Source organism: Azospirillum sp. (genome assembly GCF_050789165.1).
This window is the reverse complement of record NZ_JBOZRT010000146.1, coordinates 1-25,642: the sequence shown is the minus strand read 5'-3', so window position 1 is coordinate 25,642 and position 25,642 is coordinate 1. Positions and strand designations below refer to the sequence as shown.

26 protein-coding genes are annotated in these 25,642 nt (G+C 70.0%); 13 read left to right on the top strand and 13 right to left on the bottom strand.

Annotated elements, in window-relative coordinates; translation table 11 throughout:
- The first annotated feature begins 15 nt into the window (after positions 1–15).
- The 3 genes from ACRWK7_RS30230 (at position 16) to ACRWK7_RS30220 (ending at position 1,359) form a co-directional block, all read left to right on the top strand.
- Positions 16–687, top strand: coding sequence for a hypothetical protein (locus ACRWK7_RS30230; protein WP_431860751.1), 672 nt, complete (start codon positions 16–18; stop codon positions 685–687).
- A 235-nt stretch (positions 688–922) separates the two neighbouring features.
- The gene (locus ACRWK7_RS30225; protein WP_431860749.1) at positions 923–1,090 is read left to right on the top strand and encodes a hypothetical protein; all 168 of its coding nucleotides are present in this window, start codon (positions 923–925) and stop codon (positions 1,088–1,090) included.
- Positions 1,087–1,359: a hypothetical protein gene (locus ACRWK7_RS30220; RefSeq protein ID WP_431860747.1), complete on the top strand. Its 273-nt coding sequence runs from the start codon at positions 1,087–1,089 to the stop codon at positions 1,357–1,359. Before ACRWK7_RS30225 ends, ACRWK7_RS30220 begins: the two co-directional genes overlap by 4 nt.
- Here the strand turns inward: ACRWK7_RS30220 and mobB are convergent.
- The 4 genes from mobB to ACRWK7_RS30200 all read right to left on the bottom strand — a co-directional run bounded on the left by mobB (position 1,356) and on the right by ACRWK7_RS30200 (position 5,577).
- Entirely contained in the window at positions 1,356–1,856 is a 501-nt protein-coding gene (gene mobB / locus ACRWK7_RS30215; RefSeq protein ID WP_431860745.1) for a molybdopterin-guanine dinucleotide biosynthesis protein B, read from the bottom strand. The two genes, ACRWK7_RS30220 and mobB, sit on opposite strands and share 4 nt — an antisense overlap.
- Positions 1,853–2,458, bottom strand: coding sequence for a CDP-diacylglycerol--glycerol-3-phosphate 3-phosphatidyltransferase (gene pgsA, locus ACRWK7_RS30210; protein WP_431860876.1), 606 nt, complete (start codon positions 2,456–2,458; stop codon positions 1,853–1,855). The genes mobB and pgsA overlap by 4 nt, the downstream gene beginning before the upstream one ends.
- A 48-nt stretch (positions 2,459–2,506) precedes the next feature.
- Positions 2,507–4,423: an excinuclease ABC subunit UvrC gene (gene uvrC / locus ACRWK7_RS30205; RefSeq protein WP_431860743.1), complete on the bottom strand. Its 1,917-nt coding sequence runs from the start codon at positions 4,421–4,423 to the stop codon at positions 2,507–2,509.
- A 383-nt stretch (positions 4,424–4,806) separates the two neighbouring features.
- Complete coding sequence (locus ACRWK7_RS30200; protein WP_431860741.1) at positions 4,807–5,577, bottom strand: SDR family oxidoreductase; 771 nt, start codon at positions 5,575–5,577, stop codon at positions 4,807–4,809.
- Positions 5,578–5,627: 50 nt separating this feature from the next.
- Here ACRWK7_RS30200 and ACRWK7_RS30195 point away from each other — a divergent pair, with 50 nt between their 5' ends.
- On the top strand, positions 5,628–6,383 hold the full coding sequence (locus ACRWK7_RS30195; RefSeq protein WP_431860738.1) for a hypothetical protein: 756 nt from the start codon (positions 5,628–5,630) through the stop codon (positions 6,381–6,383).
- Here the strand turns inward: ACRWK7_RS30195 and ACRWK7_RS30190 are convergent.
- The 3 genes from ACRWK7_RS30190 to ACRWK7_RS30180 form a co-directional block, all read right to left on the bottom strand.
- A complete protein-coding gene (locus tag ACRWK7_RS30190; protein WP_431860737.1) occupies positions 6,380–7,546 on the bottom strand; it encodes a hypothetical protein in 1,167 nt (388 codons plus the stop codon). The two genes, ACRWK7_RS30195 and ACRWK7_RS30190, sit on opposite strands and share 4 nt — an antisense overlap.
- A gap of 387 nt (positions 7,547–7,933) precedes the next feature.
- Positions 7,934–8,119, bottom strand: coding sequence for a hypothetical protein (locus tag ACRWK7_RS30185; protein ID WP_431860735.1), 186 nt, complete (start codon positions 8,117–8,119; stop codon positions 7,934–7,936).
- Positions 8,120–8,227: 108 nt separating this feature from the next.
- On the bottom strand, positions 8,228–8,617 hold the full coding sequence (locus ACRWK7_RS30180; RefSeq protein ID WP_431860734.1) for a hypothetical protein: 390 nt from the start codon (positions 8,615–8,617) through the stop codon (positions 8,228–8,230).
- Between the two features lie 244 nt (positions 8,618–8,861).
- Here ACRWK7_RS30180 and ACRWK7_RS30175 point away from each other — a divergent pair, with 244 nt between their 5' ends.
- Positions 8,862–9,107: a hypothetical protein gene (locus ACRWK7_RS30175; RefSeq protein ID WP_431860731.1), complete on the top strand. Its 246-nt coding sequence runs from the start codon at positions 8,862–8,864 to the stop codon at positions 9,105–9,107.
- A 242-nt stretch (positions 9,108–9,349) separates the two neighbouring features.
- Here the strand turns inward: ACRWK7_RS30175 and uvrB are convergent, their stop codons facing one another.
- The gene (uvrB, locus tag ACRWK7_RS30170; RefSeq protein WP_431860729.1) at positions 9,350–11,506 is read right to left on the bottom strand and encodes an excinuclease ABC subunit UvrB; all 2,157 of its coding nucleotides are present in this window, start codon (positions 11,504–11,506) and stop codon (positions 9,350–9,352) included.
- Positions 11,507–11,782: 276 nt separating this feature from the next.
- Between uvrB and ACRWK7_RS30165 the strand changes: the two genes are divergently transcribed.
- On the top strand, positions 11,783–12,343 hold the full coding sequence (locus tag ACRWK7_RS30165) for a cytochrome b (protein WP_431860727.1): 561 nt from the start codon (positions 11,783–11,785) through the stop codon (positions 12,341–12,343).
- 28 nt (positions 12,344–12,371) lie between these two features.
- Positions 12,372–13,409 (top strand): hypothetical protein, encoded by a 1,038-nt coding sequence (locus ACRWK7_RS30160; RefSeq protein WP_431860725.1) that lies wholly within the window; start codon positions 12,372–12,374, stop codon positions 13,407–13,409.
- Between the two features lie 13 nt (positions 13,410–13,422).
- Here ACRWK7_RS30160 and ACRWK7_RS30155 read toward each other — a convergent pair whose 3' ends face one another.
- The 3 genes from ACRWK7_RS30155 to ACRWK7_RS30145 all read right to left on the bottom strand — a co-directional run bounded on the left by ACRWK7_RS30155 (position 13,423) and on the right by ACRWK7_RS30145 (position 17,937).
- Complete coding sequence (locus ACRWK7_RS30155; protein ID WP_431860723.1) at positions 13,423–16,029, bottom strand: hybrid sensor histidine kinase/response regulator; 2,607 nt, start codon at positions 16,027–16,029, stop codon at positions 13,423–13,425.
- Between the two features lie 116 nt (positions 16,030–16,145).
- Positions 16,146–16,916: a family 16 glycosylhydrolase gene (locus ACRWK7_RS30150; protein ID WP_431860721.1), complete on the bottom strand. Its 771-nt coding sequence runs from the start codon at positions 16,914–16,916 to the stop codon at positions 16,146–16,148.
- Between the two features lie 148 nt (positions 16,917–17,064).
- Entirely contained in the window at positions 17,065–17,937 is an 873-nt protein-coding gene (locus ACRWK7_RS30145) for a branched-chain amino acid aminotransferase (RefSeq protein WP_431860719.1), read from the bottom strand.
- A gap of 92 nt (positions 17,938–18,029) precedes the next feature.
- Between ACRWK7_RS30145 and ACRWK7_RS30140 the strand changes: the two genes are divergently transcribed.
- Positions 18,030–18,539 carry a MarR family winged helix-turn-helix transcriptional regulator gene (locus tag ACRWK7_RS30140; protein WP_431860717.1) on the top strand — a complete coding sequence of 170 codons (510 nt, stop codon included), beginning with the start codon at positions 18,030–18,032 and terminating at the stop codon, positions 18,537–18,539.
- A gap of 52 nt (positions 18,540–18,591) precedes the next feature.
- Here the strand turns inward: ACRWK7_RS30140 and ACRWK7_RS30135 are convergent, their stop codons facing one another.
- The gene (locus ACRWK7_RS30135) at positions 18,592–20,274 is read right to left on the bottom strand and encodes a methyl-accepting chemotaxis protein (protein WP_431860874.1); all 1,683 of its coding nucleotides are present in this window, start codon (positions 20,272–20,274) and stop codon (positions 18,592–18,594) included.
- 343 nt (positions 20,275–20,617) lie between these two features.
- Between ACRWK7_RS30135 and ACRWK7_RS30130 the strand changes: the two genes are divergently transcribed.
- Positions 20,618–21,328: a response regulator gene (locus ACRWK7_RS30130; RefSeq protein ID WP_431860715.1), complete on the top strand. Its 711-nt coding sequence runs from the start codon at positions 20,618–20,620 to the stop codon at positions 21,326–21,328.
- A 20-nt stretch (positions 21,329–21,348) separates the two neighbouring features.
- Positions 21,349–22,698, top strand: coding sequence for an ATP-binding protein (locus ACRWK7_RS30125; protein ID WP_431860872.1), 1,350 nt, complete (start codon positions 21,349–21,351; stop codon positions 22,696–22,698).
- 4 nt (positions 22,699–22,702) lie between these two features.
- Here ACRWK7_RS30125 and ACRWK7_RS30120 read toward each other — a convergent pair whose 3' ends face one another.
- On the bottom strand, positions 22,703–23,020 hold the full coding sequence (locus ACRWK7_RS30120) for a hypothetical protein (protein ID WP_431860713.1): 318 nt from the start codon (positions 23,018–23,020) through the stop codon (positions 22,703–22,705).
- A 167-nt stretch (positions 23,021–23,187) separates the two neighbouring features.
- Between ACRWK7_RS30120 and ACRWK7_RS30115 the strand changes: the two genes are divergently transcribed.
- From ACRWK7_RS30115 to ACRWK7_RS30105, 3 genes are all read left to right on the top strand, one after another.
- Complete coding sequence (locus tag ACRWK7_RS30115; protein WP_431860711.1) at positions 23,188–24,126, top strand: L-lactate dehydrogenase; 939 nt, start codon at positions 23,188–23,190, stop codon at positions 24,124–24,126.
- Positions 24,127–24,605: 479 nt separating this feature from the next.
- The gene (locus ACRWK7_RS30110; protein ID WP_431860709.1) at positions 24,606–24,800 is read left to right on the top strand and encodes a formate dehydrogenase; all 195 of its coding nucleotides are present in this window, start codon (positions 24,606–24,608) and stop codon (positions 24,798–24,800) included.
- A gap of 11 nt (positions 24,801–24,811) precedes the next feature.
- The coding region (locus tag ACRWK7_RS30105; RefSeq protein WP_431860708.1) for a molybdopterin-dependent oxidoreductase at positions 24,812–25,642 on the top strand (831 nt) is incomplete at its 3' end.

Below are 25,642 nucleotides of genomic sequence, written 5' to 3'. Positions count from 1 at the left end.
CGGAAGGAAACGCATATGTCCCTTCGATTGCTCAAAGCCTCCATTCTGCCGCTGGCCCTGGCCGTTTCCCTCTCCGCGTGCCAGCAGGAACGCCCCACCACCACCAAGGCCGAGCCGGCCGCGACCATGGCCGCCGCCGCGCCGGTGAAGGTCGACGTCTCCGGCATCAAGCTGCGCGGCAGCTTCAACCCGGAAGAGGTCCTGCTGATCGACGGCGGGCAGCAGAAGACCATGCGCTACATCGCGCCGCAGATCCGCACCGCCGCGCGCGCCCTGGGCTTCGGCGGCGTCGGCCAGTACGCGGTGCTGCGCGGAACCCGCGCGACGCTGCGCATCGCCAGCAAGCGGCCGGTCTTCGTGTTCGCGGTTCCCAGCAACGCCCAGCCGGAGAGCTACTACACCCTCGCCAACTTCGCACAGCGCGACAACGGCACGCGCGAGGTGATCGTCGGCGGCGGCTACATGAGCTATTCGACCGGAATCAACAAGGACCGCATCGTCCTGAGCAGCGTCGAGCCGCTGCCCGACCAGTCCAAGGCGCCGAAGAACTTCACGCTCTACGCCGCCACGCCCAACGCGCCGCTCACCCCGGGCGAGTACGCGATGGTGTTCTACAACAGCCAGATCCGCGCCGCCGGCTTCGCGCCGGGCGCCGACAGCTACTTCGACTTCGGCATCGACAACTGACGTCGCAGGCGCCTGATGGACACCATCAGGCGCCGTCCGCACACGCCGCGTCCCCCTCCTCCCTTTTCCTGACGCCCCCTCCGGAGGATGGAGCTGCCTCAGGATTTCCAAAGACTTGCGGGCCGCCCTATGCCGTTCGGCCAGATTTGGGTAAAAGCCAAGATTTTGAACCGCCTTGCGTCCGGACAATGGCCGTCCCCATGATGGACTCGCCCGCTGTTCACCGGAGGACGTCATGGCGGAAGGACGCCTTGTCTCGCAGATCGAAGACGTCGATCGTCAGATTCGAATGTTGCGAGGCCGCCGCACCCTCCTTGACTTGCGGCGTCTTGAGCGGCTGGTGCTCGACCGCGACCGCCTCCACCACGAACTGCGCCGCCTGCGCGGCGGGGGCTCGCCATGAGGGGCGCGGCCGTGCTGGCCACCCTGCTGCTCGGCGCCTGCGCGATGCAGGACGGGCTCCACGAGGCGCTGTACCGGGTCGGCAACCCGGACGAGGGGCGGATGGGACTGGGCGCGCTGGCGCTGCTGCCACCGTGGAAGGTCCACTCCCCGCGGTCCTGCGCCTGGCTGTCCGTGCCCGGCGCCGCGCCGCGGGCCCGCGACAATTACGCGGCCCTGGCCGATCTCTGCCGCAAGGACGAGCGCGGCGTCCTGGTCGCCAGCCGTTAGCGCAGGGGAACCGCGCGCTCCACGACCAGCGCGGCGATGCCCTCGGCGTCATTCAGGTCGAAGACCGGCACGCCGACCTCCGGCACCGGCCCATCGCTGGCCACCGCGACGATGGTCGGGTCCTCCACCGCGATCAGCGGCTTGCCGACCTCCCGCCGCCACACCTCGATCTTCGGGTGGCGGTCGCGCTTGAAGCCCTCGACCAGCAGCAGGTCGACCGGGGTGACCTTGGCGATCAGCGCCTCCAGCGTCGGCTCCGGCTCGCCGCGCAGCTCGTGCATCACCGCCCAGCGCGTCGGCGAGCTGACCACCACCTCGGTGGCGCCGGCCAAGCGGTGGTTGTGGCTGTCCTTGCCGGGATAATCGATGTCGAAGCCCTTGTGGGCGTGCTTCAGCGTCGACACCCGCAGGCCGCGCGCGATCAGCGCCGGCAGGAGCTTCACGATCAGGGTGGTCTTGCCGCTGCCGCTCCACCCCGTCAAACCGAAGATATTCATGCGGAACGGGCCGTCGTCTTGGTGGCGTGGGGGGGCCGCCGCGGCGGGGCCGCCATCATGTGCCGGAGGCCGACGCGGGTGTAGTCCCATCCGGTGACGAAGGTCAACAGCGCCGCCACCCACAGCCCCAGCGTGCCGATCAGCACCGAAGGGATCTCCGGCGGGCCGTAGTCGCCGACGATCAGGAAGCCGATGGCCAGCATCTGGATGGTGGTCTTCCACTTGGCCAGCCGCGTCACCGGAACGCCGACGTTGAGCCCCGCCAGATACTCGCGCAGGCCCGACACCAGCACCTCGCGCAGCAGGATCACCACCGCCGCCAGCACCGAGACGCCCTTCAGCCGCCCGAATCCGACCAGCATGATCAGCACCGCCGCCACCAGCAGCTTGTCCGCGATGGGGTCGAGGAACTTGCCGATCACCGACTCCTGCTCCCACACGCGGGCGAGGTAGCCGTCGAAGTAGTCGGTGATGCAGGCCGCCGCGAACAGGCCGCAGATGGTCCAGGCCGCCCACGCCTCCGGCACGTAGAACAGCCCGACCACCGGCGGAATCACCGCGATGCGCGACAGCGTCAACAGGTTCGGCAGACTGGTCAGCATGGGTCCCGGCGGCAGGAGGGCGGTGGGGGTGCTCAAGCGCTGGGCATTCTAACCATCCGGATGGAAATGATCGTAGATCTTTTTCGCAACCGTCCGATTGATTCCCTCGACCGCCTCCAGGTCGGCCAAGCCGGCGCGCGACACCGCCTTGCCGCTGCCGAAATGGTGCAGCAGGGCGCGCTTGCGCGCCGGGCCGATGCCGGGGATCTCGTCGATGGGCGACTTGGTGATGGCCTTGGCGCGCTGCGCCCGGTGGGTGCCGATGGCGAAGCGGTGCGCCTCGTCGCGCAGCCGTTGCAGGAAGTACAGCACCGGGTCGCGCGGCTCCAGCTGGAACGGCGCGCGGTCGGGCAGGAAGAAGCGCTCGCGCCCGGCGTCGCGGTCCGGCCCCTTGGCGATGCCGACCAGCGGCACGTCGTCGATTCCCAGGTCGGCCAGCACCCCGCGCACCGCGTTCAGCTGCCCCAGGCCGCCGTCGATCAGCACGAGGTCCGGCCAGGTGCCGCGGGCGCGCTCCGGGTCCTCCTTGAGCGCGCGGGCGAAGCGGCGCTGGAACACCTCGCGCATCATGGCGAAGTCATCGCCCGCCGCGCCCTCCGTCTGGATGTTGAACTTGCGGTAGGCGTTCTTCATGAAGCCGTCCGGCCCGGCGACGATCATCGCCCCGATGGCGAAGGCGCCCTGCACGTGGCTGTTGTCGTAGACCTCGACGCGGTTCGGCGGGCCGTCCAGCCCGAACAGTTCGGCCACGCCCTCCAGCAGGCGCATCTGCGAGGAGTGCTCGGCCAGCCGCCGGCCGTGCGCCTCGCGGGCGTTGGTCAGCGCATGCTCCAGGATGCGGCGCTTGTCGCCGCGCTTGGGGTTGACCAGCTCCACCTTGTGTTCGGCGCGCAGGGACAGCGCCTCGACCAGCAGGTCGGACTCGGGCAGTTCGTGGCTGACCAGGATCAGCGGCGGGGCGGCCTTGTTGTCATAGAACTGCGCGATGAAGGCGGCCAGCACCTCCTCCACCTCCTGCGCCTTGTCGTGGCTGGGGAAGTAGGCGCGGTTGCCGTAGTTCCGTCCGCCGCGGAAGAAGAACACCTGGATGCAGGTGGAGCCGCCCTCGGCGTAGGCGGCGATGACGTCCGCGTCCTCGACCACCCCCTCGATGTTGATGTCCTGGTGCGCCTGGATGGCAGTCAGCGCCTTGATGCGGTCGCGGATCTGCGCCGCGGTCTCGAAGTTCAGATCCTCCGACGCCTGCATCATCTGCTGCGCCAGCTCGCCCTGGATGTCGCGGCTGCGGCCGGACAGGAAGGCGCGCGCCTGCTCGACCTGCGCCTGGTACTCCTGCGGGGTGACGCGGCCGACGCAGGGCGCGGTGCAGCGCTTGATCTGGTGCTGCAGGCAGGGCCGGGTGCGGCTGTTGAAGATGGTGTCGGCGCAGTTGCGCAGCATGAAGGCGCGCTGCAGCGCCGTGATCGTCCGCGTCACCGCCGAGCCCGAGGCGAACGGCCCAAAATAGTGGGCGTCGGCGCCCCGGCTGCCGCGATGCTTCAGCAGCTGCGGGTAGTCGTGCCCCTTGGTGATCATGATGTAGGGGAACGACTTGTCGTCGCGCAGCAGCACGTTGTAGCGCGGCATCAGCCGCTTGATCAGGTTCGATTCGAGGAGCAGCGCCTCCACCTCGGTGTGGGTGTTGACGAACTCCATGGTCTCGGTCTCCGCCACCATGCGCTGGAGGCGGATCGGCAGGCGGTTCACCTGCGTGTAGTTGAAGACGCGCCGCTTCAGGTTCTTCGCCTTGCCGACGTACAGCACGGCGCCGTCGGCGGCGCACATGCGGTACACGCCCGGCGTGGCGGGCAGCGTCTTCAGGTAACCCTGGATGACCTCCACCCCGCGCGCCAGATCGGACACGCGGCGGCGGCGCGGTTTGGACTCGACGGGGGGCTCGGGCGTATCGGCGACGGGGTCTGACATGCCCCGGAATGTCGGCGACCGAGCGTTTGCGGTCAACTGCCCCCTCGCCATAAGCGTTAATACCCCCGACTCACCACCGGCGAGGGACTATCCACCATTCCTGTGGATAAGTGTGTCGATAACCCCTTTGGGACTCACCCCGCAGCAAGGCGCCGCAAGGCCCGGCCAGGAGCTGCATATTTTTTAGGCAATTTAGGCAAGATGTTGATTTCGCTGAGTTTGTCGGTTGTCAAGGCGGGATGGGGAAGCCCTCTCACAAAATTGTCACGACGGCGACATGGCCTCTTGCGGGACGGGGGCGGTCTGTGTAAAAGGCTGCGCCCCCAAATATCCGTGCCGTCACCGTACGGTAAAGAATCCCGCCGGAGGTCGTAGAACGGCCGCTATTCCGACGGCACGAAGCCGCGCGACGCCTGCGCCCAGCCCAGATGCTCACCGCCGTCCAGCGCGATCATCTGGCCGGTCATCGCCGGCGCGGCGATCAGGAAGCGGAGCGCGGCGCAGATCTCCTCCGGGCTCGAGCCGCGCTTGAGCGGCGTGGCCGCCTGCTGGGCGGCGAACTGTGCCTCGGACTGGCGCTCGCTGCGCAGGGTCGGGCCGGGGCCGATTCCGTTGACGCGGATGCGCGGGGCCAGCGCCAGCGCCATGGTCTGCGTCAGCGTCCACAGCCCGGCCTTCGACAGCGTGTAGGAGACGAAGTGTGGGGTGAGGTTCCACACCCGCTGGTCCAGCAGGTTGACGATCAGCCCGTGGTCGCCCTCCGGCACCTGCGCTGCGAAGGCCTGCGTCAGCACGAAGGGGGCGCGCAGGTTGGCCTCCATGTGCAGGTCCCACGACTCGCGGGTGACGCTGTCGGCCTCGTCGCGGACGAAGGGCGAGGCGTTGTTGACCAGCACCGTCAACGGGCCCAGCGCCTCGGCCACCGCCGGCAGCAGGTTCTGGACCTCCGCCTCCACCGTCAGGTCGGCGGCGACGGCGACGGCGCGGCCGCCCGCCGCCCGGATCTCCGCCACCACGGATTCGGCGTCCGCGTGGGAGCGGTTGTGGTGCACGCCCACCGCCCAGCCCTGCGCCGCCAGGTCGAGCGCGATGGCGCGCCCGATTCGCTTGCCGGCCCCGGTCACCAGAGCCGCTTTCCGCTTGATCTCACCCATGGGGCCATAGGTACCCTGCCCCGTCCCAAGGTCAAGTCGGATGGTTCGGCATGCTGCGCGAGGTGTGGGAATACCTGACCACTCCTGCCTCGCCTCTGGCGCGCCGCCTGGGCTACGTGACCGAGGCGGTGGCGCTGGGCGCCCGGCACCGCCGCCAGCGCCGCGCCTGGGCGCCGCATGTGGCGGAGGCGCACCGCTTCGTGCTGGAGGCGGTCGGCAGCGGCGGGCGGCTGCTGGTGGCCGGGTCGGGGCGGCTGATCGAGGTGCCGCTGCCCGAGCTGGCCGAACGCTTCGGCGAGGTGGTGCTGGCCGACCTCGTCCACCCACGCGCCGCGCGACGCGAGGCCCGGCGATTCTGTAACGTCAGTCTGGTCGAGGCGGACCTCAGCGGGGCACTGGCCGGCATACTGGCGGACGTCCCGGCCGCTGGGACGCCGCCCGACCTCGGTCGGTTCGACGCGGCGGTTTCGTGCAACCTGCTCTCGCAGCTGCCGCTTCTGCCGCTGGAGGCGCTGGAACGGCGTGGCGTGGCGGTGGCGGAGCGGGCGGCGTTCGCGCGGGCGCTGGTGGAGGGGCACGTGGCGTGGCTGCGGGCCAGCGCACCGGTGGCGGCGCTGTTCACCGACGTGGAGACGGAGTGGGTCGAGGACGGCCGCGTCGTGGCGCGGGAGGACTCCCTGTGGGGAGCCGCCCTGCCGCCGCCGGACCTGCGCTGGAGTTGGGACGTCGCGCCGCGCGGCGAGCACGAGCGGCGCCGCGACCTGCGGCACCGCATGGCGGCGTGGCGGAACCTCAACGCCGGCTAGGCCGTCACCTTGAAGCCGTTCTGGGCGACCGCGGTGAGGGTGGCGCCGGTGTCGGTGAAGCTGAACTGCGTCTGCGCCGCCACGTACTGGCCGGTCGCCGCGTTGTAGCCGATCGACGACTGCAGGACGCTGTTCGACTTGCCGTCGGCGGTCACGATCATGAAACGGCGGTAGTATTCCTTGTTCGCGGCGCGGGATTCCTCCGACTGGCTGGTATCGAGCGGATCGCCGGTCAGGTGGCCGTTGGTCAGGAAGGTGAAGGAGGTGGTGGCGGACTTGCTGCCGTTCTCGATGATGGTCATCGGCGTCACCTCGGTGGCGCCGGGCGGCATGTTGTCGATGTTGAGGCCGCCGTCGAAGCCAAACAGCTCCGACTCGTTATCGATGTAGCCGTTGTTGTTGACGTCGAAGCCAAGCAGGCCGTAGGAGGCGGTGCCGCCGAAGTCCTTCAGCACGGCCGTCTGCTGCTGGTTGATCAGCGTCTCGTACTGGTCGTAGGCGTACTTCGCGTTCTTCAGCCATTCAGCGTAGGTCTTGCCGGTGTCCGCGCTCCAGGAGGTCTTGGTGACGTAGCCGCTGGCGTCGACGTCCATCTTGACGAACGGAGTCTCGGCCAGCGCCGGGTCGCTGCTGAAGAAGCCATAGGGATTCTGCCCCTTCTGCAACCGGCCGTCGTTGACCAGCAGTTCGCCGGCGCTGCCGTCGTACGGCCGCTCGCCCGCCGACGAGGCGCCCTGCCGGACCTTGACGAAGATGGCGCCGCCGTTGACGGCGCTGGTCACCCCGGTGTCGGGATCGGTGAAGGCGGTGAGCTGCGCCTGCAGGGCGGAGTCGCTGGTCCACAGCTTAGAGAAGCCGGTGACGACGTCGGAGCCGGGCACCGCCGACCGCGCGTCGGTGCGGTTGTTGAACGCCGCCCCCGACAGCTGGGTCGTGCTGTTGCCCTGCGACACGAAGACCTTGCCGCCGCTCGTCGTCGTGCCGGTGGAACCGGTGGTGCCGGACGTCGAGCCGCCCGAGCCGGATGAGCCCGAGGTGCCGGTGGACGAGCCGCCGCTCGAGTACTTCGCCTGCTGTTCAGCGGTCAGCGAATTCCACAGCGACTGGCGGTTCAGGTCGGTGACGCCGCTTGGCAGGTAACCGGCTGGAGGTGTGGAGACCATGGCCCTACGTCCGAGCTGGAGATTTTCTGACTTCGGGAATCATCCTACCCTACCCCGAAATCGCACAGCGCACCATGGGACATTTTGCATAGATCCGTTGCATTTTACGAAAATGCCAATGACGCGAGAGAGGATGCCACTCTCCCAAGGTCGCAGCCCCCTCCCTTCCTAAGTCGTATGGGAAGCTTGACAGATTTAAATTGCATTTTACATGTAAGTGATCGTTGCACGCCCGGGAAAGCGCGGACGGAGCGACGGCGGGAGAAGCAGGCACGCGATGGCAACCATTTCCGCATCACCTCCGGCGACCTACCTGTCGGGGTTGAACGTCTCGGCAGCGAGCAGGGCAAGCCTGTGGTCGCAGCTGACGGACGCGGACAAGCAGCGCTACCTGAACGCCGCCTCCAGCGGCACCGCGGCGCCGACGATCATCAAGGGGCAGGTGATCGGCAGCCCGATCACGACGAACTCCACCGGCGGAACCGGGACCACCGCCGGCACCGGCGCGACCGGCGGAACAGGGACGACCGGCGGAACGGGCACGACCGGCGGCACCGGCAGCTCGGGCGCCATCAACCTCGCCGTCCCAGCCCCGGTCTATCTGGCCGGGAAGAACGTGTCGGACGCCGGCCGCCTCAACATGTGGTCGCAGCTGACCACCGCGGACAAGCTGCGCTTCTATCAGGCCTCGCAGCCGACCACCACCCCGCCGGTCAGCGGGTCGACGGCGGTCGAAGCGCAGGAGAGCGCCAACACGAACACCGGCGGGAGCACGGGAACCGGCTCCTCGTCGAGCAGCGGGTCCACATCGGGAACCGGCGGCACCACGGGCAGCGGGTCGACCACGGGATCCACCGGATCCACGTCGGGCAGCGGCTCGACCGGCGGAACCGGCTCCACGTCCGGCAGCGGGACCACGACGGGTTCCGGAACCACCTCTGGCTCGGGCAGCACGGGCGGCACCGGCTCCACGTCGGGTTCGGGGACGACGGGCGGAACGGGCTCCACCTCCGGCAGCGGGACCACCGGCGGCACCGGCTCGACCGGTGACACTGGGTCGACGGGGGGCACCGGTGGTACAGGTTCCACAGGCGGAACGGGCACCACGGATGGCACGGGCTCTACGGGCGGGACGGGCTCCACAGGCGGCACGGGTTCCACCGGTGGGACGGGCGGAACGGGCTCCACGGGTGGCACCGGCACCACCCCACCGCCGCCGGAGGATGACGACAACGGGCATAGTCATGGACACGGCCATGGCCATGCCTACGGCCACGACCACAACCGCCACAACAACGGCCTGCACCTGGGCCAGTTGCTGGCGCAGTTCCTGGCCGGCAACGACGGGCACGGAATCGGCCGCAGCGACTTCAACACCCGCCGCAACGACGGCAACAACGGCCAGGGGAACAACGGCCACGGCAACGCCCCGACGACCGCCGCCTCGTTCCACGCCGCGGTGCTCGAGGTTTACACGCGGGCGCAGGAGCGTTCGGGATACGGCAACGGGCGCGGCAACGCGTACGGGGTCCGCGGCAACGGCGTGTCGACGAGCGTCTGACCACCGCCCTCCCCGCCGCCTGCCGCGTCTCGGCGGGTCTGCCGATGATACTCTATGAAACGCCCTGAAACGCCGCGCAGCAGCCGGTTTTACGGCAGGCTGTCCACCGCGAGCGGCGGCGCCATGACTTGGTCGGCCAACGCTGTGAGGTTCGGGGAGGCGCAAACGGCCGGGATCCAAGGGCCGACCGGCCCTTGGCGGGTGGGTGCGGAAGGGCGGAGCCCTTCCGCGGTTCCCCTCCCCTACCGCCGTCCCTTCTTCGCCTTGATCGCCGCCTTGCCCGACTTGCTGTAGGGCGCGCCCGGCGCGTTGGCGGGGACGCCGCGGGCGTAGCGGCCGGTGCTGATGCCGATGGAGGGGTTCTCGATGCCGAGGTCCATGGCCTCCAGGCGGCGAATCTCGTCGCGCAGGCGGCCGGCCTCCTCGAACTCCAGGTCGGCGGCGGCGGCGCGCATCTTCTTCTCCAGGTCGGCGATCACGGCCTTCAGGTTGTGGCCCACCGTCTCCGCGCCGGTGTCCACCGTCAGGTGGTCGCCGCGCTCGTAGACGCTGTCCAGGATGTCGCCGATGGCCTTCTTGACGGACTCCGGGGTGATGCCGTGCGCCTCGTTGTAGGCGCGCTGCTTCTCGCGGCGGCGGTTGGTCTCGTCGATGGCGTACTGCATGCTGTCGGTGATCTTGTCGGCGTACAGCAGCGCGCGGCCCTCGACGTTGCGGGCGGCGCGGCCGATGGTCTGGACCAGCGAGGTCCTGGAACGCAGGAAGCCCTCCTTGTCAGCGTCGAGGATCGCCACCAGCGCGCATTCCGGGATGTCCAGCCCCTCGCGCAGCAGATTGATGCCGATCAGCACGTCGAAGGCGCCGAGGCGCAGGTCGCGGATGATCTCGATGCGCTCCAGCGTCTCGACGTCGGAGTGAAGGTAGCGGACGCGCAGGCCGGCCTCGTGCATGTACTCGGTCAGCGCCTCGGCCATCTTCTTGGTCAGCGTGGTGACCAGCACGCGGAAGCCCTTGGCGGTGACCAGCTTGCACTCGTGGATCAGGTCGTCCACCTGGGTCTCGGTGGGGCGGATGATGACCTCGGGGTCGATCAGGCCGGTGGGGCGGACCACCTGCTCGGTGAAGACGCCGCCGGTGCGCTCCAGCTCCCAGTTGCCGGGGGTGGCGGAGACGAAGACCGTCTGCGGGCGCATGCTGTCCCACTCCTCGAACTTGAGCGGGCGGTTGTCCTTGCAACTGGGCAGGCGGAAGCCGAAGTCGGACAGCACGGACTTGCGCATGTAGTCGCCGCGGTACATGCCGCCGACCTGCGGCACCATGACGTGGCTCTCGTCGACGATCAGCAGGGCGTCCTTGGGCAGGTACTCGAACAGGGTGGGCGGCGGCTCGCCGGGGGCGCGGCCGGTGAGGTACCGGCTGTAGTTCTCGATGCCGGCGCAGGAGCCGGTGGCCGCCATCATCTCGATGTCGAAGGTGGTGCGCTGCTCCAGGCGCTGGGCCTCCAGAAGCTTACCGTCGGAGGTCAGTTCCTCCAGGCGCAGCTTGAGGTCGCGCTTGATCTGCTCGATGGCCTGGTGGAGCGTCGGCTTGGGCGTCACGTAGTGGCTGTTGGGGTAGATGCGGACGGCCTCCAGGCTGGCCAGCTTCTCGCCGGTCAGCGGGTCGATCTCGTGGATCGCCTCGATCTCGTCGCCGAACAGGGAGATGCGCCAGGCGCGGTCCTCCATGTGGGCGGGGAACAGCTCCAGCGTGTCGCCACGCACGCGGAACAGGCCGCGGCCGAAGGCGGCGTCGTTGCGCTTGTACTGCAGCTCGGTCAGCTTGCGGCCCAGCTCGGGCTGGGCGATGGTCATGCCGACCTTCAGGTCGACGGTCATCTCGGCGTACAGCTCGACCGAGCCGATGCCGTAGATGCAGCTGACCGAGGCGACGATGATGACGTCGTCGCGCTCCAGCAGAGCCCGCGTGGCCGAGTGGCGCATGCGGTCGATCTGCTCGTTGATCGAGGATTCCTTCTCGATGTAGGTATCGGTGCGCGGGACGTACGCCTCGGGCTGGTAGTAATCGTAGTAGGAGACGAAGTACTCCACCGCGTTGTTCGGGAAGAACGACTTCATCTCGCCGTAGAGCTGCGCGGCCAGCGTCTTGTTGGGCGCCAGCACCAGCGTGGGGCGCTGCACCTTCTGGATGACGTGCGCCATGGTGAAGGTCTTGCCCGAGCCGGTGACGCCCAGCAGCACCTGGTCGCGGTCGCCGCCGACGAGGCCGGCCGTCAGCTCCTCGATGGCGCGGGGCTGGTCGCCGGCGGGCTGGAACTCCGACACCACCTCCAGCGGCCGGTCGGCCTCCAGGCGGGCGAGCGGCTTGCGCGGGATGGCTTCGAGCACGGGGTGCGACATGGCGGGGCCGGGCCTTACGGGTACGGAACAGGAACCGAGTATATGGCGATTCGGGGGGAGGCTGTCGAGCGCGGGCTTGCCCGTACGGGGCGGCGACCGGCAGGAAATCCCCGAATCAATTCCGGTTAATAATGCGCAAGTAATTGCAACTGATGTCGTATGTAAATTGGCCGATAGCCGCTGCCTTGCACCACAATGATTACCTCGCTACGGTGAATCCATGATCGGCGCGAGGACAAAAACCACCCGCGCCACGCTTCGGGATGGGAGAGGACCATGCGGATCGACAACGCCCCGGCGTCGCGCGCCTCCTATGACGCGGTGAGCATCGCGTTTCACTGGATCACTTTCTTGCTGGTGCTGGCGATCTTCGTGCTGGCGCTGTTTCCGGGCATCGTGAAGGGCTCGATCGCGCTGCACAAGTCGCTGGGGCTGCTGCTGCTCGCCGTGGTGCCGCTGCGGCTGGCGTGGCGGCTGACCCTGGGGCGCAAGCCGGCGCACGACACCGGCGATCCGGCCATCCTGCGCCTCGCCGCGTCGGGCGCACACGTGGCGCTGTACGCGCTGCTGATCGTCACGCCGCTGCTCGGCTGGCTGTTCGCCGACACCAAGGGCATGGAGCTGAAGTTCTTCGGCGCCGACATCCCGGCGCTGGCGCTGTACGACCGCGCCTTCGCCTGGATGGTCTACGCCTGGAAGCAATGGATCGCCTACGGGCTGCTGGCGCTGATCTTTGCGCACGCCGCCGCCGCCATCGGCTACCACGCGGTGATCCGCAAGGACGGCGTGCTGCGCTCCATGATGCCGCACCGCGCCACCCCCAGCGTCCCCGCCTGACCCGCGCTCCCCCAAGGAAGCCTTGCCCATGCGTTCCGTTCGCCCGCTGCGCGGCCTGTGCGCCGCCGCCCTGATCGCCCTCGCCACTTCCGCCGGCCCCGCCGCGGCGCAGGTCAAGGACCTGGAGGCCTACGCCGCGGCGCTCGCCGCCTCGCTGGCCAAGGCCTGCCCGATGGCGCCGCCGGGCGACACCGCGGCGCACGAGGCCTGCCGCAAGGCCATCGGCCTGGGCGCCGAGGCGAGCATGCGCGACTACACCTTCCAGTTCGGCGGCGATCAGGTCGGCAAGCGCATGAAGGACAAGAAGACCTCGGTCTTCCGCGGCGACCTGTACCAGGACCTCTACATGTCCCTGTACATGTACACCGGGAAGTACAAGGTGTTCACCGCGCCGGACGGCGAGCGCGGCATCGCCGTGCAGGCCTATTTCCGCAACACGCTGCCGCCGGGCCGCTACCCCTACCCGTTCTGGCACACCGACGGCGACGCCAACGCCAACGACAAGTGGGACGCCTACGAGACGGCGAACGAGCTGCGCTTCTACTTCGACAGGAACGGCCGGGTGTACTACGCCTCGCGCTCCGACGCCGGCTCGGACGAGAACCGCGGCCCGTACGGCCACGTCGACCGCCCGACCTTCGTCGGCGAGTGGATGTGGCGCGACGACCAGGGCGTGGCGCAGCCGGTGGTGACGCTGTTCTCCGAGGCCTACAGCCCGGACAACCCGCACCTGCCGACGCTGGACGCCGCCTACCGCAAGATGGCGATCAACTTCCGCAACGCCGACTGCACGGTCTGCCACCAGCCGGAAGGCCATCGCAAGATGAACAAGCTGACCCTGCTGCAGACTCCGATGCACGCCGCCACCAGCATCGACGCGGTGCTGGACGAGGTGCGCAGCGGCAAGATGCCGGTGGACGACTACAACGACCCGAAGCCGCTCGACCCGAAGCTCAAGGCATCGCTGCTCACCGACGGCGAGGCGTTCCGCAACCTGATCACCACCGCCGACGCCTGGGAACGCACCAACGGCCGTCCCAAGGCGCGCAAGCTGGTGGCGAACTGAGGCGCGGTAGCCTTCACGCCTCCACCGTTTCCTCCTGCGCCCGCCTGGCCTCGGCCAGCCGGCGGTTGATCGCCTCGACCAGCGCCTGGGGCGTGTAGGGCTTGTGGAAGATGGCGCAGGCCTCCAGCGCCGCCTCCTCGGCGATGGCGGCCTGGGTGTCGCCGGTCACCAGGATCGCCGGGATGAAGCGGTCGAAGCGGGTGCGCGCGGTGCGGATGATGTCCAGGCCGGACGCGCCGTCCGGCAGACGGAAGTCGGAGACGATCAGGTCCGGCTGGCCGCGCTTCAGCGCCCACTCGGCCGAGCGCCAGTCGTTCGCCGCCAGCACGCGGAAGCCGGCGCCCTCCAGGATCGAGGACAGCGCCATCGCCTGCATCGGGTCGTCTTCGACCAGCAGCAGGCTGGCGCCCTCCACCGCCGGGGCCGGCAGGTCGAGCGACGGCTGCACCTGCACGGCCGCGGGCGGCAGGCACGGCACCTCCACCGAGAAAGCGGAGCCATGGTTCTCCCGCGAGCGCAGGCCGAGCCGGTGGCCCAACAGCTCCGCCGTGCGCGCCACGATGGCGAGGCCGAGGCCCATGCCCTTGGAACGGTCGCGCTCGGGGTTGGAGAGCTGGCGGAACTCCTCGAAGATGACCTCGCGCATCGCCTCGGGCACGCCGCAGCCGGTGTCGTAGACCACCACCCGCACCACCCGCCCGCCACGCCGCAGCCCGACCAGGATGCCGCCCGACGGCGTGTAGCGCAGCGCGTTTGACACCAGGTTGCGGACGATGCGCTCCAGCAGCACCGGGTCGGACACGGTGGCGCAGGGGAAGGTGCGGGCGCGCAGGCTCAGGCCTCTGCGCTCCGCCTCCGGCGTCGCCTCGGCGGCGATGCGGGCGACCAGCTCGTCCAGGCGGAACACCTGCCCGGACACCGTCACCTTGCCGCTCTCCAGCGCCGCGAACTCCATCAGGCGGCCCAGCATGCGCTCGGTGCTGTCCAGCGCCTCGCCCATGCGGCCGGTGACGCGCACCAGCGACGGGTCGGACGCCGCCTTCTCGGTCAGCAGGTAGAGCAGCAGCCGCAACGCCTGGATCGGCTGGCGCAGGTCGTGGCTGGCGGCGGCCAGGAAGCGGGTCTTGGCGTCGTTGGCGCGTTCCGCCGCGCGTTGGGCGAGCACGTGCTCGGTGACGTCGTAGGCGACGCCGGTCAGCCCTTCCACCGCGCCCGTCGCGTCGAGCACGGGCTCAACCACCAGGTCGACATGGCGCTCCTGCGCCCGGCCGGGGACGCGCACCGGCACATCGACGCGACCGCCGCGCCCCTGGTCCCAGACGCGCCGGTACAGGCCGTTCAGCACCGCCGCGGTGACCGGCTCGAACAGTTCCTCGCTGCGGCGGCCCAGCACCTCGGCGGCGTCCAGCCCCATCGGCCCGGCGCTGAGCCAGGTGTAGCGGAAGCCGGCGTCCAGCCGGAAGGCGATCAGCCGGCCGACGGTGGTGGCGAGGCGGAAGTCCTGCTCGGTGCGCTGGGCGTCGTCGCGCAGCCGGCGCTCGCGTTCCGCCGCGGCGTCGGCGAGGCGGCGGGCGGCGCGGCGCATGGCGTCCACCGCGGCGTTCACCTCCTCCACCGGCGAGGCCGGCGCCTCGGGCATGGCGGCATCGCCGGCGCCGGCGCGGTTCATGGCGTCCGCGGCGCGCCCCAGCGCCAACATCGGCTGCACGATGCGCTGGCCGTGCACCAGCGCGAACCCGACCGACAGCAGCAGCACCGCGGCGCTGCTGGTCAGCCCGTAGCCCAGCGTGCGCCACAGCCCGGCGTCGAGCACGTCCACCGGAGCGCCGAAGGCCAGCGTCCACGGGCCCATGGCGGAGCGGCGGAAGGCGACCTCCACCCGGTCGCCGTCGCCCCCGTCGCCGGTCAGCGTGCCCTCCACCGGACCGCGGCTGCCCTCGACGAACCAGCGCGCCGCCGGCTTGCCGATGCTTTCCTCCAAGTTGCGGGCGCGGGCAACGATGGTGCCGGCGCCGTCGATGATGGCGCCCTCCCAGCGCTCCGGCACCCGCTGCTGCAGCAGGATCTCGCCGAGGCGCTCCGGCGCGATGCCGGCGGCCAGCACATAGCGCACCGCACCCTGCACGAACACCGGCGCTGCCGCCGTCACCAGCGGCCGCCGGACCACGTCGCCGTGCAGCAGGTTGGACACCGCCGGCGCGCCGGTGCGCATCACGCGCTCCACCACCTCGGCGCCGATGCCGCGGGCCAGCGCGGCGTCCGGCGACGGCGCGATGGTCAGCACCGGCGCCCCGGAGCCGTCGAGCAGCAGGACCGACTTCCACTCCGGCCGCTCGCGCAGAACGGCGTTCACCGTCTCGGCAAAGCGGTCGAAGTCGCCCTCGGCCAGGCTCCGCAGGTGGGCCAGCGTGCGCAGCGTGGCGAACGAGGCCTCCACCTGCTTGTCGAGCGCCAGGGTGAGCGCGCGGGTGGTCTCGATGAGCCGCTGCCGGGTGTCGAGCCGGCGCGTCTCGGCGTCGCGGACGATGAACCAGCCGCCCAGCACGATGAGCGGCAGAAGCGCCCCCAGCACGAGCAGCACAAGGTGCAGCTTCAACGGTTTGGCGTGGCGCTGGCTCATCGGTCGCGGCGGTCCGTACATCCCGGACGGGAGTATGGGCCGGGCAATCGAGCGCTGTCACCCCGTCAAAAGGCGGTTCCGCAACCCGCGACGACAGAAGCGAAACACAGCGCGGCTCAATTGTTGAGCGTCGCCGCCGGCTCCTCGTAGCGCACCCAGGCGACCTCGGCGACCAGCGGGGTGCCGGGGTAGCGGAACTCCTTCAGCCACGGGCCGTTGCCGACGCCGTTCCACAGCTGCAGGTACAGCCGTCCCGCCGCCTGCGGCAGGTCGGCCGGCGCCGCCTTCACGGTGTGCACCGGCTTTCCGTCCACCATCCAGGTGATGCCGTCCGGGCGCCGCTCGAAGCCGTAGGTGTGAAAGCCCTTGGCGGCGTCGAAGCCGAGGTCGACGACCACGTCGCGGTGGCCGACGCCGTTGGCGACGTAGCCGATCTCCAGCTTGGTGGTGTCCTTGCCGGCGATGCCCAGGGTGACCTCGTCCCACGGGTCGCCGAACGGCCGGCCGGTGAAGCTGGACACCGTGGTCATCACGCCGTCGGCGCGCACCGCCTTCAGGTTGACGCTGTAGGTGCCGAAGCCGTAGTGGCGGTGCGTGCGGTACTCGGCGCAGGCGTAGCGCTCGCGCGTCACCGGCTGGTCGGTGATCGACAGGGACAGGCGGCCGTTGGCCACGATGGTGTTCCGCGCGCTCCAGCCGCAGCCCATGTAGGACCCGTTGCTCCAGCCGTCGGAGCGCTGCCAGCGCGTGGAATCGAAGCCGGAGAAACGATCCTCGAAGCTGCCGCCGGTTCGTCCCATCAGCGAGGCGGCCTTCACCGCCGATCCGCCGAGCACCGCCAGGCTCACCGTCGAAGCAATGAGAAACGCCGCCGTCCGAGTCCGCATCGCCGCCTCCGTCCGTACCGACACCCGGCGGGACATCCCCAACCGGGCAGATCCTCACCCGATATTGCGGGGAGGGTGCGGGCCGGACAACGGAGCGAACGGGGCAGCCCTCTCCGCGGTGGGGCTATCCCCACCGCGGCAGCCGGGGTTACCCCCGGACGCAGGCCTCGTAGTCGCGCATCAGCGTCTCGCAGACGCGGCCCGGGGTGAAGCGGTACTCACCCACCTCGCTCACCGGCGTCACCTCGGCGGCGCTGCCGGTCAGGAAGACCTCCTGGGCGGTCGCCAGTTCCTCCGGCTTGATGTGGCGCTCGACCACCTCGATGCCGCGCGTGCGCGCGAGGTCGATGACGGTGCGCCGGGTGATGCCGTCGAGGAAGCAGTCCGGCGTCGGCGTGTGGATCTTGCCGTCGATCACCAGGAACAGGTTGGCGCCCGTCGCCTCGGCCAGCAGGCTGCGGTAGTCGAGCATCAGCGCGTCCTGGTAGCCCTGCCCCTCCGCCGCGTGCTTGGACAGCGTGCAGATCATGTAGAGGCCGGCGGCCTTGGACGCGGTCGGCGCGCACTCCGGCGCCGGACGGCGCCACGGCGCCCACATCAGGCGGATGCCGGCCATCTTCGCCTCCGGGCTGAAGTAGCTCGGCCACGCCCACACCGCGATGGCGAGGTGGATCCGGCTCTGCTGCGCCGACACGCCCATCACCTCGCTGCCGCGCCACGCCACCGGGCGGACGTAGGCGTCCCGCAGCCCGGCGGCGGCCACCGCGGCGTTGGTGGCGGCGTCGATCTCGGCGACCGAGTACGGGATCTGGAAGCCCAGCAGCTCGGCCGAGCGCACGAGGCGGGTGCTGTGCTCGGTCAGCTTGAAGACCCGGCCGTTGTAAACCCGTTCCCCTTCGAATACACAGCTGCCGTAATGCAGGCCGTGCGTGAGGACGTGGATCTTGGCGTCGCGCCACGGCACCAGGGCGCCGTCGAACCAGATGGAGCCGTCGCGGTCGTCGAACGGGATCATGGTCATAATGGGGTTCCTCTCCTTGCGTGGACGGGATTGTTCGTTTATGTCTGCATTGCTGACCCAATTGGTAACATCCGGACCCGGATTACGTCAACATGGCTGACATAAAGGCAGGCGCAAGCCAGCTATTCCTCCGCGAGGAGGAGCTGCGCACGGGCATGGAGCTGCTGTTCTACGCGTACCGGGAATTCACCGCGGAGCCGGACGAGATCCTGGCGCAGCTCGGCCTGGGGCGGGCGCACCACCGGGTGATCTACTTCGTCGGCCGGCACCCGAAGATCACGGTGTCGGAGCTGCTGGCGATCCTCAAGATCACCAAGCAGAGCCTGTCGCGCGTGCTGGGCGAGCTGGTGCGGCAGGGCTTCATCACCCAGGCCACCGGCCTGCGCGACCGCCGCCAGCGCCTGCTGGAGCTGACGGAGAAGGGTGTCGAGCTGGAGCGCAAGCTGTCGGAGACGCAGCGCCAGCGCATCGCCCGCGCCTACCGCACCGCCGGGGCGGAGGCGGTGCAGGGCTTCCGAAAGGTGATGATGGGCATGCTGGACGACGAGGACCGGGCGAAGTTCGCCCCGCCGGGCGAGGTGCGGGCGGTGGGCCGGCGCTGACGGCGCCGGGGCGGCGGCCGGCCGCCGCGCCCCGTGCCGATCGCTGCGCCGGTCAGGCGGAGCGGATGTTCCCCAGGAACGACTCCACCTCGCGGCGCAGCGCCTCGGCCTGCCGCGACAGCTCGTTGGAGGCCGCCAGCACCTGAGACGCGGCGCCGCCGGTCTCGTGGGCCGCCTGGTTCACCTCGATGATGTTGCTGCTGACCTCGCCGGTGCCCTGCGCGGCCTGCTGCACGTTGCGGGTGATCTCCCCGGTGGTGGCGTTCTGCTCCTCGATGGCGGCGGCGATGGCGGAGGCGATCTCGTTCATCGCGGTGATCGTCGACCCGATCTCCTCGATCGCCGTGACCGTCCCCTGCGTCGCGGTCTGGACGTTGGCGATCTGCGCCGAGATATCCTCGGTCGCCTTCGAGGTCTGGTTGGCGAGCGCCTTCACCTCGGACGCGACGACGGCGAAGCCCTTTCCCGCTTCGCCCGCACGGGCGGCTTCGATCGTCGCGTTCAGCGCCAGCAGGTTGGTCTGGCTGGCGATGTCCTGAATGAGCTTGACGACCTCGCCGATGCGCGCCGCCTCGCCGGCGAGGTTGCGCACCGAGCCGGTGGTCTCCTGCGCCTCGCGCACCGCCTTGGCGGCGATGTCGTTGGAGCGCGACACCTGCCGGCCGATCTCCTGGATCGACGCCGCCATCTCCTCGCTGGCCGCCGCCACCGTCTGCACGTTGGCCGAGGTCTGCTCGGCCGCCGCGGCGGTGGCCGCGGCCTGCCGGTTGGTCTGGTCGGCGAGCGCCGTCATGCTTTCGGCGGTCCGGCCGAGCTGGGTCGACGCCGACGAGACGCTGCCCAGGACGCCGGTGACCGTGCGGTCGAACGCGGAGATGTACGCCTCGACCTGCTTCTGGCGCTCCTCCTTGCGGCGCTGCTCGGAGAGTTGCTCGTCCTGCAGGCGCCGGTTGGCAAGGGCGGCGTCCTTGAAGACCTGCAGCGCGCGGGCCAGGGTGCCCACCTCATCGCGCCGGTCGGTGCCGCTGACCGGCGAGTCCAGATCGCCGCCGGCCAGCCGCTCCATCGCCCTGGTCATGCCGGCCAGGGGTCGGATGACGAAGGCGCTGATCAGCCAGACCAGGAGCACCAGCGTCACCAGGGTGCCGATGCCGGCGACGGCGATGATGGTGGTCCGCGCGCGGTTGGACAGGTCGTTGACGGTCCGCTGCGCCTCGTCCATGTCCCGGATGGTGACGACGACGCGCTTGTCGACGGCCTCGTTCACCCGGCGCCGCGTCTCGCGCCCCTCCGTGGCGGACAGGCGGTAGGCCTCGTCGTTCTCGTTCCGCAGCGCGAGGTCGAGAACCTTCTGCGTCGCCGCGTCGTACGCCTGGATCTGGTCCTTGATCTCCTGGGTGACGCCCCGCCTCTCCGCCGTGTCCGCCAGCGCGATCAGCCGGTCGAGGCGGCTGGCCGCCTCCGCCATGTTCTTGCGGTATTCGGAGGCGTAGGCCTCGATGTAGCCCCGGTCGGTGTCCAGGATGGCGTTCTTCTCAGCCACCGCGGCATCGCCGAGCGCGGCCTTCAGCGCCAGCACGTTCTCGAGCCGCTTGGCGATGACGGTGCCCATCCGATCGGCGCCGTCATCGATCTTGCTCATTTCCGAGACGGAGGTCCAGACGATGAGCGCCAGGACCGAAACCAGTATTGCGATCGGCAGCGCTATCTTCTTCGCTAGCGGCAGGTTCTCCATCCACTTCATCGCACCACTCACCAAATCCATAGGTTGCCGCGGCATTATTTAAGAAGATGTCCGGAAATCGACGACGCCGACACCCGCCCGGAGAGCGCCACAAGGCTCTCCGCAGCCGAAATAAGCGGAACCGACTGCTTGCCGTCGTCGCATTGCGCCGCACCAATGCCTGACAAGCAACACGCATGACATACCTTTGTATGCAGTCTTATTGCGCACTGTTAAGGATCAGTAAAAGGAAGCCCGGAAACACCCTTTCCATGCCTATGAATTTTTCTGTCCCGCCGCGCCCCGGCGGCGCATCCCCTACCGCCCCGTCGTGCCCGCGCGTATAGTCCCGGCCATGACCGACGAAGAAGTCCAGTCCCTGCCCCACGTCCTGGTCGTCGATGACGACACGCGGCTGCGCGAGCTGCTGCGCAAGTACCTCGCCGGCAACGGCTTCCTGGTGACCACGGCGGCCGACGCGGCGGACGCGCGGGCGAAGCTGCAGAGCCTCGCCTTCGACCTGCTGGTGCTCGACGTCATGATGCCGGGGGAGAGCGGGCTGGAGCTGACCGAGTCCCTGCGCCGCGACGGCGACGCCTTGCCGATCCTGCTGCTGACCGCCCGCGGCGAGCCGGACGACCGCATCGCCGGGCTGGAGGCCGGAGCCGACGACTACCTCGCCAAGCCGTTCCAGCCGCGCGAGCTGGTGCTGCGCATCACCTCGATCCTGCGCCGGCAGGCCGCCCCGCCGCCGGCCCCGCCGCCGGCGCAGCCGGTGCGCCTCGGCCCGCTGGTCTACCTGCCCGACCGCGACGAGCTGCGCAACGGCGAGGAGGTGATCCGCCTGACCACCGCCGAGGCCGGCCTGATGCGCGTGCTGGCCGCCCAGCCGGGCGTCACCTTCACCCGCGAGGAGCTGGCCGAGCGCGCCAAGGCCATCGGCAACGCCCGCACCATCGACGTGCAGGTCACGCGCCTGCGCCGCAAGATCGAGCCCGACCCGCGCGAGCCGCGCTACCTGCACACCGTGCGCGGCGAGGGCTATGTGCTGAGGCCCGACGCATGACGGCGCCGGCCGAGACCCAGATGACCTCGGCCCGCGTCGGCCTGGCCTCCGGCGGCGCGCCGTCGGGGCTGAAGCGGTTCCTGCCGCGCACGCTGTTCGCCCGCACGCTGCTGATCATCGTCACGCCGGTGATCCTGGCACAGGCGGTGGCCACCTGGATCTTCTACGACCGGCACTGGGACACCATGACCAACCGCCTCGCCACCGCGGTGGCCGGCGACATCGCCATGGTGGCGGAACTGCTGGAGCGCGACCCCAGCCCGGACAACCGGCAGCGCGTCATCGCCATGGCGGCGCGCAGCAGCGACCTGATCGTCACGCTGGAGCCCGGCCACACGCTGGCCGAGCCGACGCGCAAGCTGCGCGGCCTGCTGGAGAAGACGCTGGGCCAGGCGCTGAACGAGCGCGTGCACCGCCCCTTCACCATCAACACCGAGGTGGCGCGCGAGTGGTACGAGATCCGCGTGCAGATGCCGGACGGCGTGCTGTCGGTGATGTCGCCGGAGCGGCGGCTGTTCAGCCCGACCACCTACATCTTCATCCTGTGGATGGTCGGCTCGGCGCTGGTGCTGTTCGCCATCGCCATCGTCTTCATGCGCAACCAGATCCGGCCGATCCGCCGCCTCGCCATCGCTGCCGACAGCTTCGGCAAGGGCCGCGACGTTCCCAACTTCAAGCCGGAGGGGGCGCAGGAGGTGCGGCAGGCGGCCAGCGCCTTCCTCAAGATGCGCGAGCGCATCCAGCGCCAGATCACCCAGCGCACGGAGATGCTGGCGGGCGTCAGCCACGACCTGCGCACGCCGCTCACCCGCATGAAGCTGGCGCTCGACATGCTGGGCGAGGGGCCGGAGGTCGAGGAGCTGATGACCGACGTCGCCGAGATGGAAACGATGATCGAGGGCTACCTCGCCTTCGCCCGCGGCGAGGGGACCGAGGCGGTGCAGCCCACCGACCTGTCGCGCCTGCTCAACGAGGTGGTCGCCGGCGCCCGGCGCGAGGGGGCCGACGTCACGCTTGAGCCGGCGGAGGACCTGGCCCTCCCGCTGCGCCCGAACGCCTTCCGGCGCTGCCTGGCCAACCTGCTGGCCAACGCGCGCCGGCACGCCGGGCACATCTGGGTGAGCGCCCAGCGCCGCCGCAACCTGATCGAGATCGTCATCGACGACGACGGCCCCGGCATCCCGGCCAAGGCGCGCGAGGACGTGTTCAAGCCGTTCTTCCGGCTGGAGACCTCGCGCAACAAAGCGACCGGCGGGGCGGGCCTGGGGCTGACCATCGCGCGCGACGTGGTGCACAGCCACGGCGGCGACATCACGCTGTCCGACAGCCCCCACGGCGGCCTGCGGGTGCTGGTCCGCCTGCCGGTCTAGGGCCTTACCGGAACGGCAGGAAGACGCCGATGTTGACGCCGGCCGGGGCCGGCGGCGCGTACACCACGCGCGGCGGCGGCGGGATGTAGTAGGCGGGCGGCGGCGCGTAGACGACGCGCGGCGGCGGAGGCGGCATCACGACCACCGGCGGCGCGTAGTAGGCACCCCAGCCGCCGTTGCCGCGGTGGTGCTTGTGATGCCCCCAGCCATGGCCGCGCCCGTGCCCCCAACCGTCGGCGTGCGCCGCCGCGGGGAGCGCCAGGGCCAGCGCCGCGGCCACCGCACCGGCCGCCAGAACCCGAAATCCACTGCTCTTCGACATGATCGTCCACCCGTGTGTCCTGCGGGGACAGGCCCCTTTGACAGCACCAACACGGGCGCGTGAACTTTATTCCCGTACGGAGGAGGTAGCCCGAATTCGCGGCCACCCCTTGCCGGGCCACCACCGCCGCCGCATCCTTGCTCGGCACAACGGGAGGGGGACGCATCATGAAGGTCGGCATCGTCGGGGCCGGGTTCGTCGGCAGCACCGCGGGGTTCGCCATGGTGATGACGGGCGCGGCCAGCGAGGTGGTGCTGGTGGACGCCAACGCGAAGCTGGCGCTCGCCCAGGCGCACGACATCGCGCACGCCGTGCCCTTCGCCCACGCCACCGTGGTGCGGCACGGCGACTACACGGAATTGGACGGCGCCGGCGTCGTCGTGCTGGCCGCCGGGGTCGGGCAGAAGCCCGGCGAGACGCGGCTGCAACTGCTGGAGCGCAACGCCCGCATCTACGCGGACATCATCCCCAAGGTGCTGGCGGCGACGCCCGACGCGGTGCTGCTGGTGGCCAGCAACCCGGTGGACGTGATGACGCAGATCGCCACGCGCATCTCCGGGCTGCCGGCCGGGCGTGTGGTCGGATCCGGCACCATCCTCGACACCGCGCGCTTCCGGGCGCTGCTGGGAGCGCGGCTCGGGTTGACGCCGCGCTCGGTGCACGCGGTGGTGGTCGGCGAGCATGGCGATTCCGAGGTGCTGCTGTGGTCCGGCGCCACCGCCGCCGGGCTGCCGGTGGAGGATTTCGCCGCGCAGACCGGCCGGCCGATGACCGCCGGCGACCGCGCCGCCATCGACGACGGCGTGCGTCGCGCCGCCTACCGCATCATCGACGGCAAGGGCCACACCGCCTTCGGCATCGGCGGCGGGCTGGCGCGATTGGTCGCGGCGATCGGCGGCGACGAGCGGGCGGTGATCACCTGCTCGATCCTCAACCCGGACGTGGCCGGTGTGCCGGAGGTGGCGCTGTCCCTGCCGCGGGTGGTCGGGGCCGGCGGCGTGCTCGGCACCGTCATGCCGCCCCTGACGGCCGAGGAGGAAGCGGCGCTGAAGCGCAGCGCCGAGATCCTCAAGGACGCCGCGGTGTCGGTGGAGGGCGCGCTGTAGCACCCTCCCCTGCACTTCTCAGATCGTCATCCCCGCGAAGGCGGGGATGACGATCTGAGAGATGCGAAACGGCGACGGCGAATTCCGAAGCCGCGCTCAGCGCCTCTGGAGACAAGCCCGCCCCTCCCCCATCCGGGGGAGGTTTTATCCAATTTGTCCGACCATTGACGGACTGTGCCCGAAAACCATGGGTCTGCTAACCTTTCGGATGGGTAGGAAACACACGCCTTCCCGGCCAGAGAGCGGGTTTACAAACAAAAATTTCGCGGCGAACGCGGCATCCTCACGGCGGCGAACCTCCGTTCGCCCGCTGTCGCAACGATAACGCTGCAGGTCAAGGGCTCGACGACCGTCGGGGCGCGTCCGCGCCGCCCGGCGCTGTCGCCGTACGTCCATGGCCTCGCTCTGCTCTGTCCGGTGTCGCGCGTGCGCTCCTGCCCGAGGTCCACCTGGGGCATGACGAGACGAGGTCCGAACCGATGAACAGCGACGAGCGCCGGCCCGGCATCCACCGACGGGATTTCCTGTTCCGCACCACCAGCGGCGTCGCCCTGGGCGTTGCCGCCGCCGTGACGGCCGCCCCCGCGTCCGCCCAGGCGGCCGAGGCCGCTCCGGAGTCCGGCTACCGCGAGACGGAGCACGTCCGCACGGCCTACGCCCTCGCCCGCTTCTGAGGAGCCCCGCGATGCTGAAGAAGAAGACCACCGCCACCAGCGCGGGCCGCACCCTCGCCAAGGCCGTCTCAAACCTGACCGGCTCCACCGTCGATCGCCGCGCCTTCCTGCGCTCGTCCGGCCTCGCCGCCGGCACCGCCGCAGTCGGCCTGCCGCTGGCCATGGTCCGCAAGGCCGAGGCCGCCGCGCCCGTGGCGCCGGCCGGCGCCCCCATCAAGCAGGTGAAGACCATCTGCACCCACTGCTCGGTCGGCTGCACGGTGGTGGCCGAGGTGCAGAACGGCGTGTGGATCGGCCAGGAGCCGGCGTTCGACAGCCCGCTGAACCTGGGCGCCCACTGCGCCAAGGGTGCGGCGGTGCGCGAGCACGCGCACGGCGACCGCCGCCTGCGCTACCCGATGAAGCTGGTGGACGGCAAGTACACCCGCATCTCCTGGGACCAGGCGATCCAGGAGGTCGGCGACAAGCTGCTGCAGATCCGCGAGACCTCCGGCCCCGATTCCGTCTTCTGGCTCGGCTCCGCCAAGTTCTCGAACGAGCAGGCCTACCTGTTCCGCAAGTTCGCGGCGTTCTGGGGCACCAACAACGTCGACCATCAGGCCCGCATCTGCCACTCGACGACGGTGGCCGGCGTGGCGAACGTCTGGGGCTACGGCGCCATGACGAACTCGTACAACGACATCCAGAAGTCGCGGGCGATGTTCTTCATCGGCTCCAACGCTGCCGAGGCGCATCCGGTGGCGATGCTGCACGTCCTGAAGGCGAAGGAGCAGAACAACGCGCCGCTGATCGTCGCCGACCCGCGCTTCACCCGCACCGCCGCCAAGGCCGACGAGTACATC

What these genes read in the sequence shown, in the direction of transcription:
- ACRWK7_RS30230 (WP_431860751.1), top strand. Translation starts at nt 16, where the DNA reads ATGTCCCTTCGATTGCTCAAAGCCTCCATTCTGCCGCTGGCCCTGGCC.
- ACRWK7_RS30225 (WP_431860749.1), top strand. Translation starts at nt 923, where the DNA reads ATGGCGGAAGGACGCCTTGTCTCGCAGATCGAAGACGTCGATCGTCAG.
- ACRWK7_RS30220 (WP_431860747.1), top strand. Translation starts at nt 1,087, where the DNA reads ATGAGGGGCGCGGCCGTGCTGGCCACCCTGCTGCTCGGCGCCTGCGCG.
- mobB (WP_431860745.1), bottom strand. Translation starts at nt 1,856, where the DNA reads ATGAATATCTTCGGTTTGACGGGGTGGAGCGGCAGCGGCAAGACCACC.
- pgsA (WP_431860876.1), bottom strand. Translation starts at nt 2,458, where the DNA reads ATGCTGACCAGTCTGCCGAACCTGTTGACGCTGTCGCGCATCGCGGTG.
- uvrC (WP_431860743.1), bottom strand. Translation starts at nt 4,423, where the DNA reads ATGTCAGACCCCGTCGCCGATACGCCCGAGCCCCCCGTCGAGTCCAAA.
- ACRWK7_RS30200 (WP_431860741.1), bottom strand. Translation starts at nt 5,577, where the DNA reads ATGGGTGAGATCAAGCGGAAAGCGGCTCTGGTGACCGGGGCCGGCAAG.
- ACRWK7_RS30195 (WP_431860738.1), top strand. Translation starts at nt 5,628, where the DNA reads ATGCTGCGCGAGGTGTGGGAATACCTGACCACTCCTGCCTCGCCTCTG.
- ACRWK7_RS30190 (WP_431860737.1), bottom strand. Translation starts at nt 7,546, where the DNA reads ATGGTCTCCACACCTCCAGCCGGTTACCTGCCAAGCGGCGTCACCGAC.
- ACRWK7_RS30185 (WP_431860735.1), bottom strand. Translation starts at nt 8,119, where the DNA reads ATGGCGCCCGAGCTGCCGGTGCCGCCGGTCGTGCCCGTTCCGCCGGTC.
- uvrB (WP_431860729.1), bottom strand. Translation starts at nt 11,506, where the DNA reads ATGTCGCACCCCGTGCTCGAAGCCATCCCGCGCAAGCCGCTCGCCCGC.
- ACRWK7_RS30165 (WP_431860727.1), top strand. Translation starts at nt 11,783, where the DNA reads ATGCGGATCGACAACGCCCCGGCGTCGCGCGCCTCCTATGACGCGGTG.
- ACRWK7_RS30160 (WP_431860725.1), top strand. Translation starts at nt 12,372, where the DNA reads ATGCGTTCCGTTCGCCCGCTGCGCGGCCTGTGCGCCGCCGCCCTGATC.
- ACRWK7_RS30155 (WP_431860723.1), bottom strand. Translation starts at nt 16,029, where the DNA reads ATGAGCCAGCGCCACGCCAAACCGTTGAAGCTGCACCTTGTGCTGCTC.
- ACRWK7_RS30150 (WP_431860721.1), bottom strand. Translation starts at nt 16,916, where the DNA reads ATGCGGACTCGGACGGCGGCGTTTCTCATTGCTTCGACGGTGAGCCTG.
- ACRWK7_RS30145 (WP_431860719.1), bottom strand. Translation starts at nt 17,937, where the DNA reads ATGACCATGATCCCGTTCGACGACCGCGACGGCTCCATCTGGTTCGAC.
- ACRWK7_RS30140 (WP_431860717.1), top strand. Translation starts at nt 18,030, where the DNA reads ATGGCTGACATAAAGGCAGGCGCAAGCCAGCTATTCCTCCGCGAGGAG.
- ACRWK7_RS30135 (WP_431860874.1), bottom strand. Translation starts at nt 20,274, where the DNA reads ATGGAGAACCTGCCGCTAGCGAAGAAGATAGCGCTGCCGATCGCAATA.
- ACRWK7_RS30130 (WP_431860715.1), top strand. Translation starts at nt 20,618, where the DNA reads ATGACCGACGAAGAAGTCCAGTCCCTGCCCCACGTCCTGGTCGTCGAT.
- ACRWK7_RS30125 (WP_431860872.1), top strand. Translation starts at nt 21,349, where the DNA reads ATGACCTCGGCCCGCGTCGGCCTGGCCTCCGGCGGCGCGCCGTCGGGG.
- ACRWK7_RS30120 (WP_431860713.1), bottom strand. Translation starts at nt 23,020, where the DNA reads ATGTCGAAGAGCAGTGGATTTCGGGTTCTGGCGGCCGGTGCGGTGGCC.
- ACRWK7_RS30115 (WP_431860711.1), top strand. Translation starts at nt 23,188, where the DNA reads ATGAAGGTCGGCATCGTCGGGGCCGGGTTCGTCGGCAGCACCGCGGGG.
- ACRWK7_RS30110 (WP_431860709.1), top strand. Translation starts at nt 24,606, where the DNA reads ATGAACAGCGACGAGCGCCGGCCCGGCATCCACCGACGGGATTTCCTG.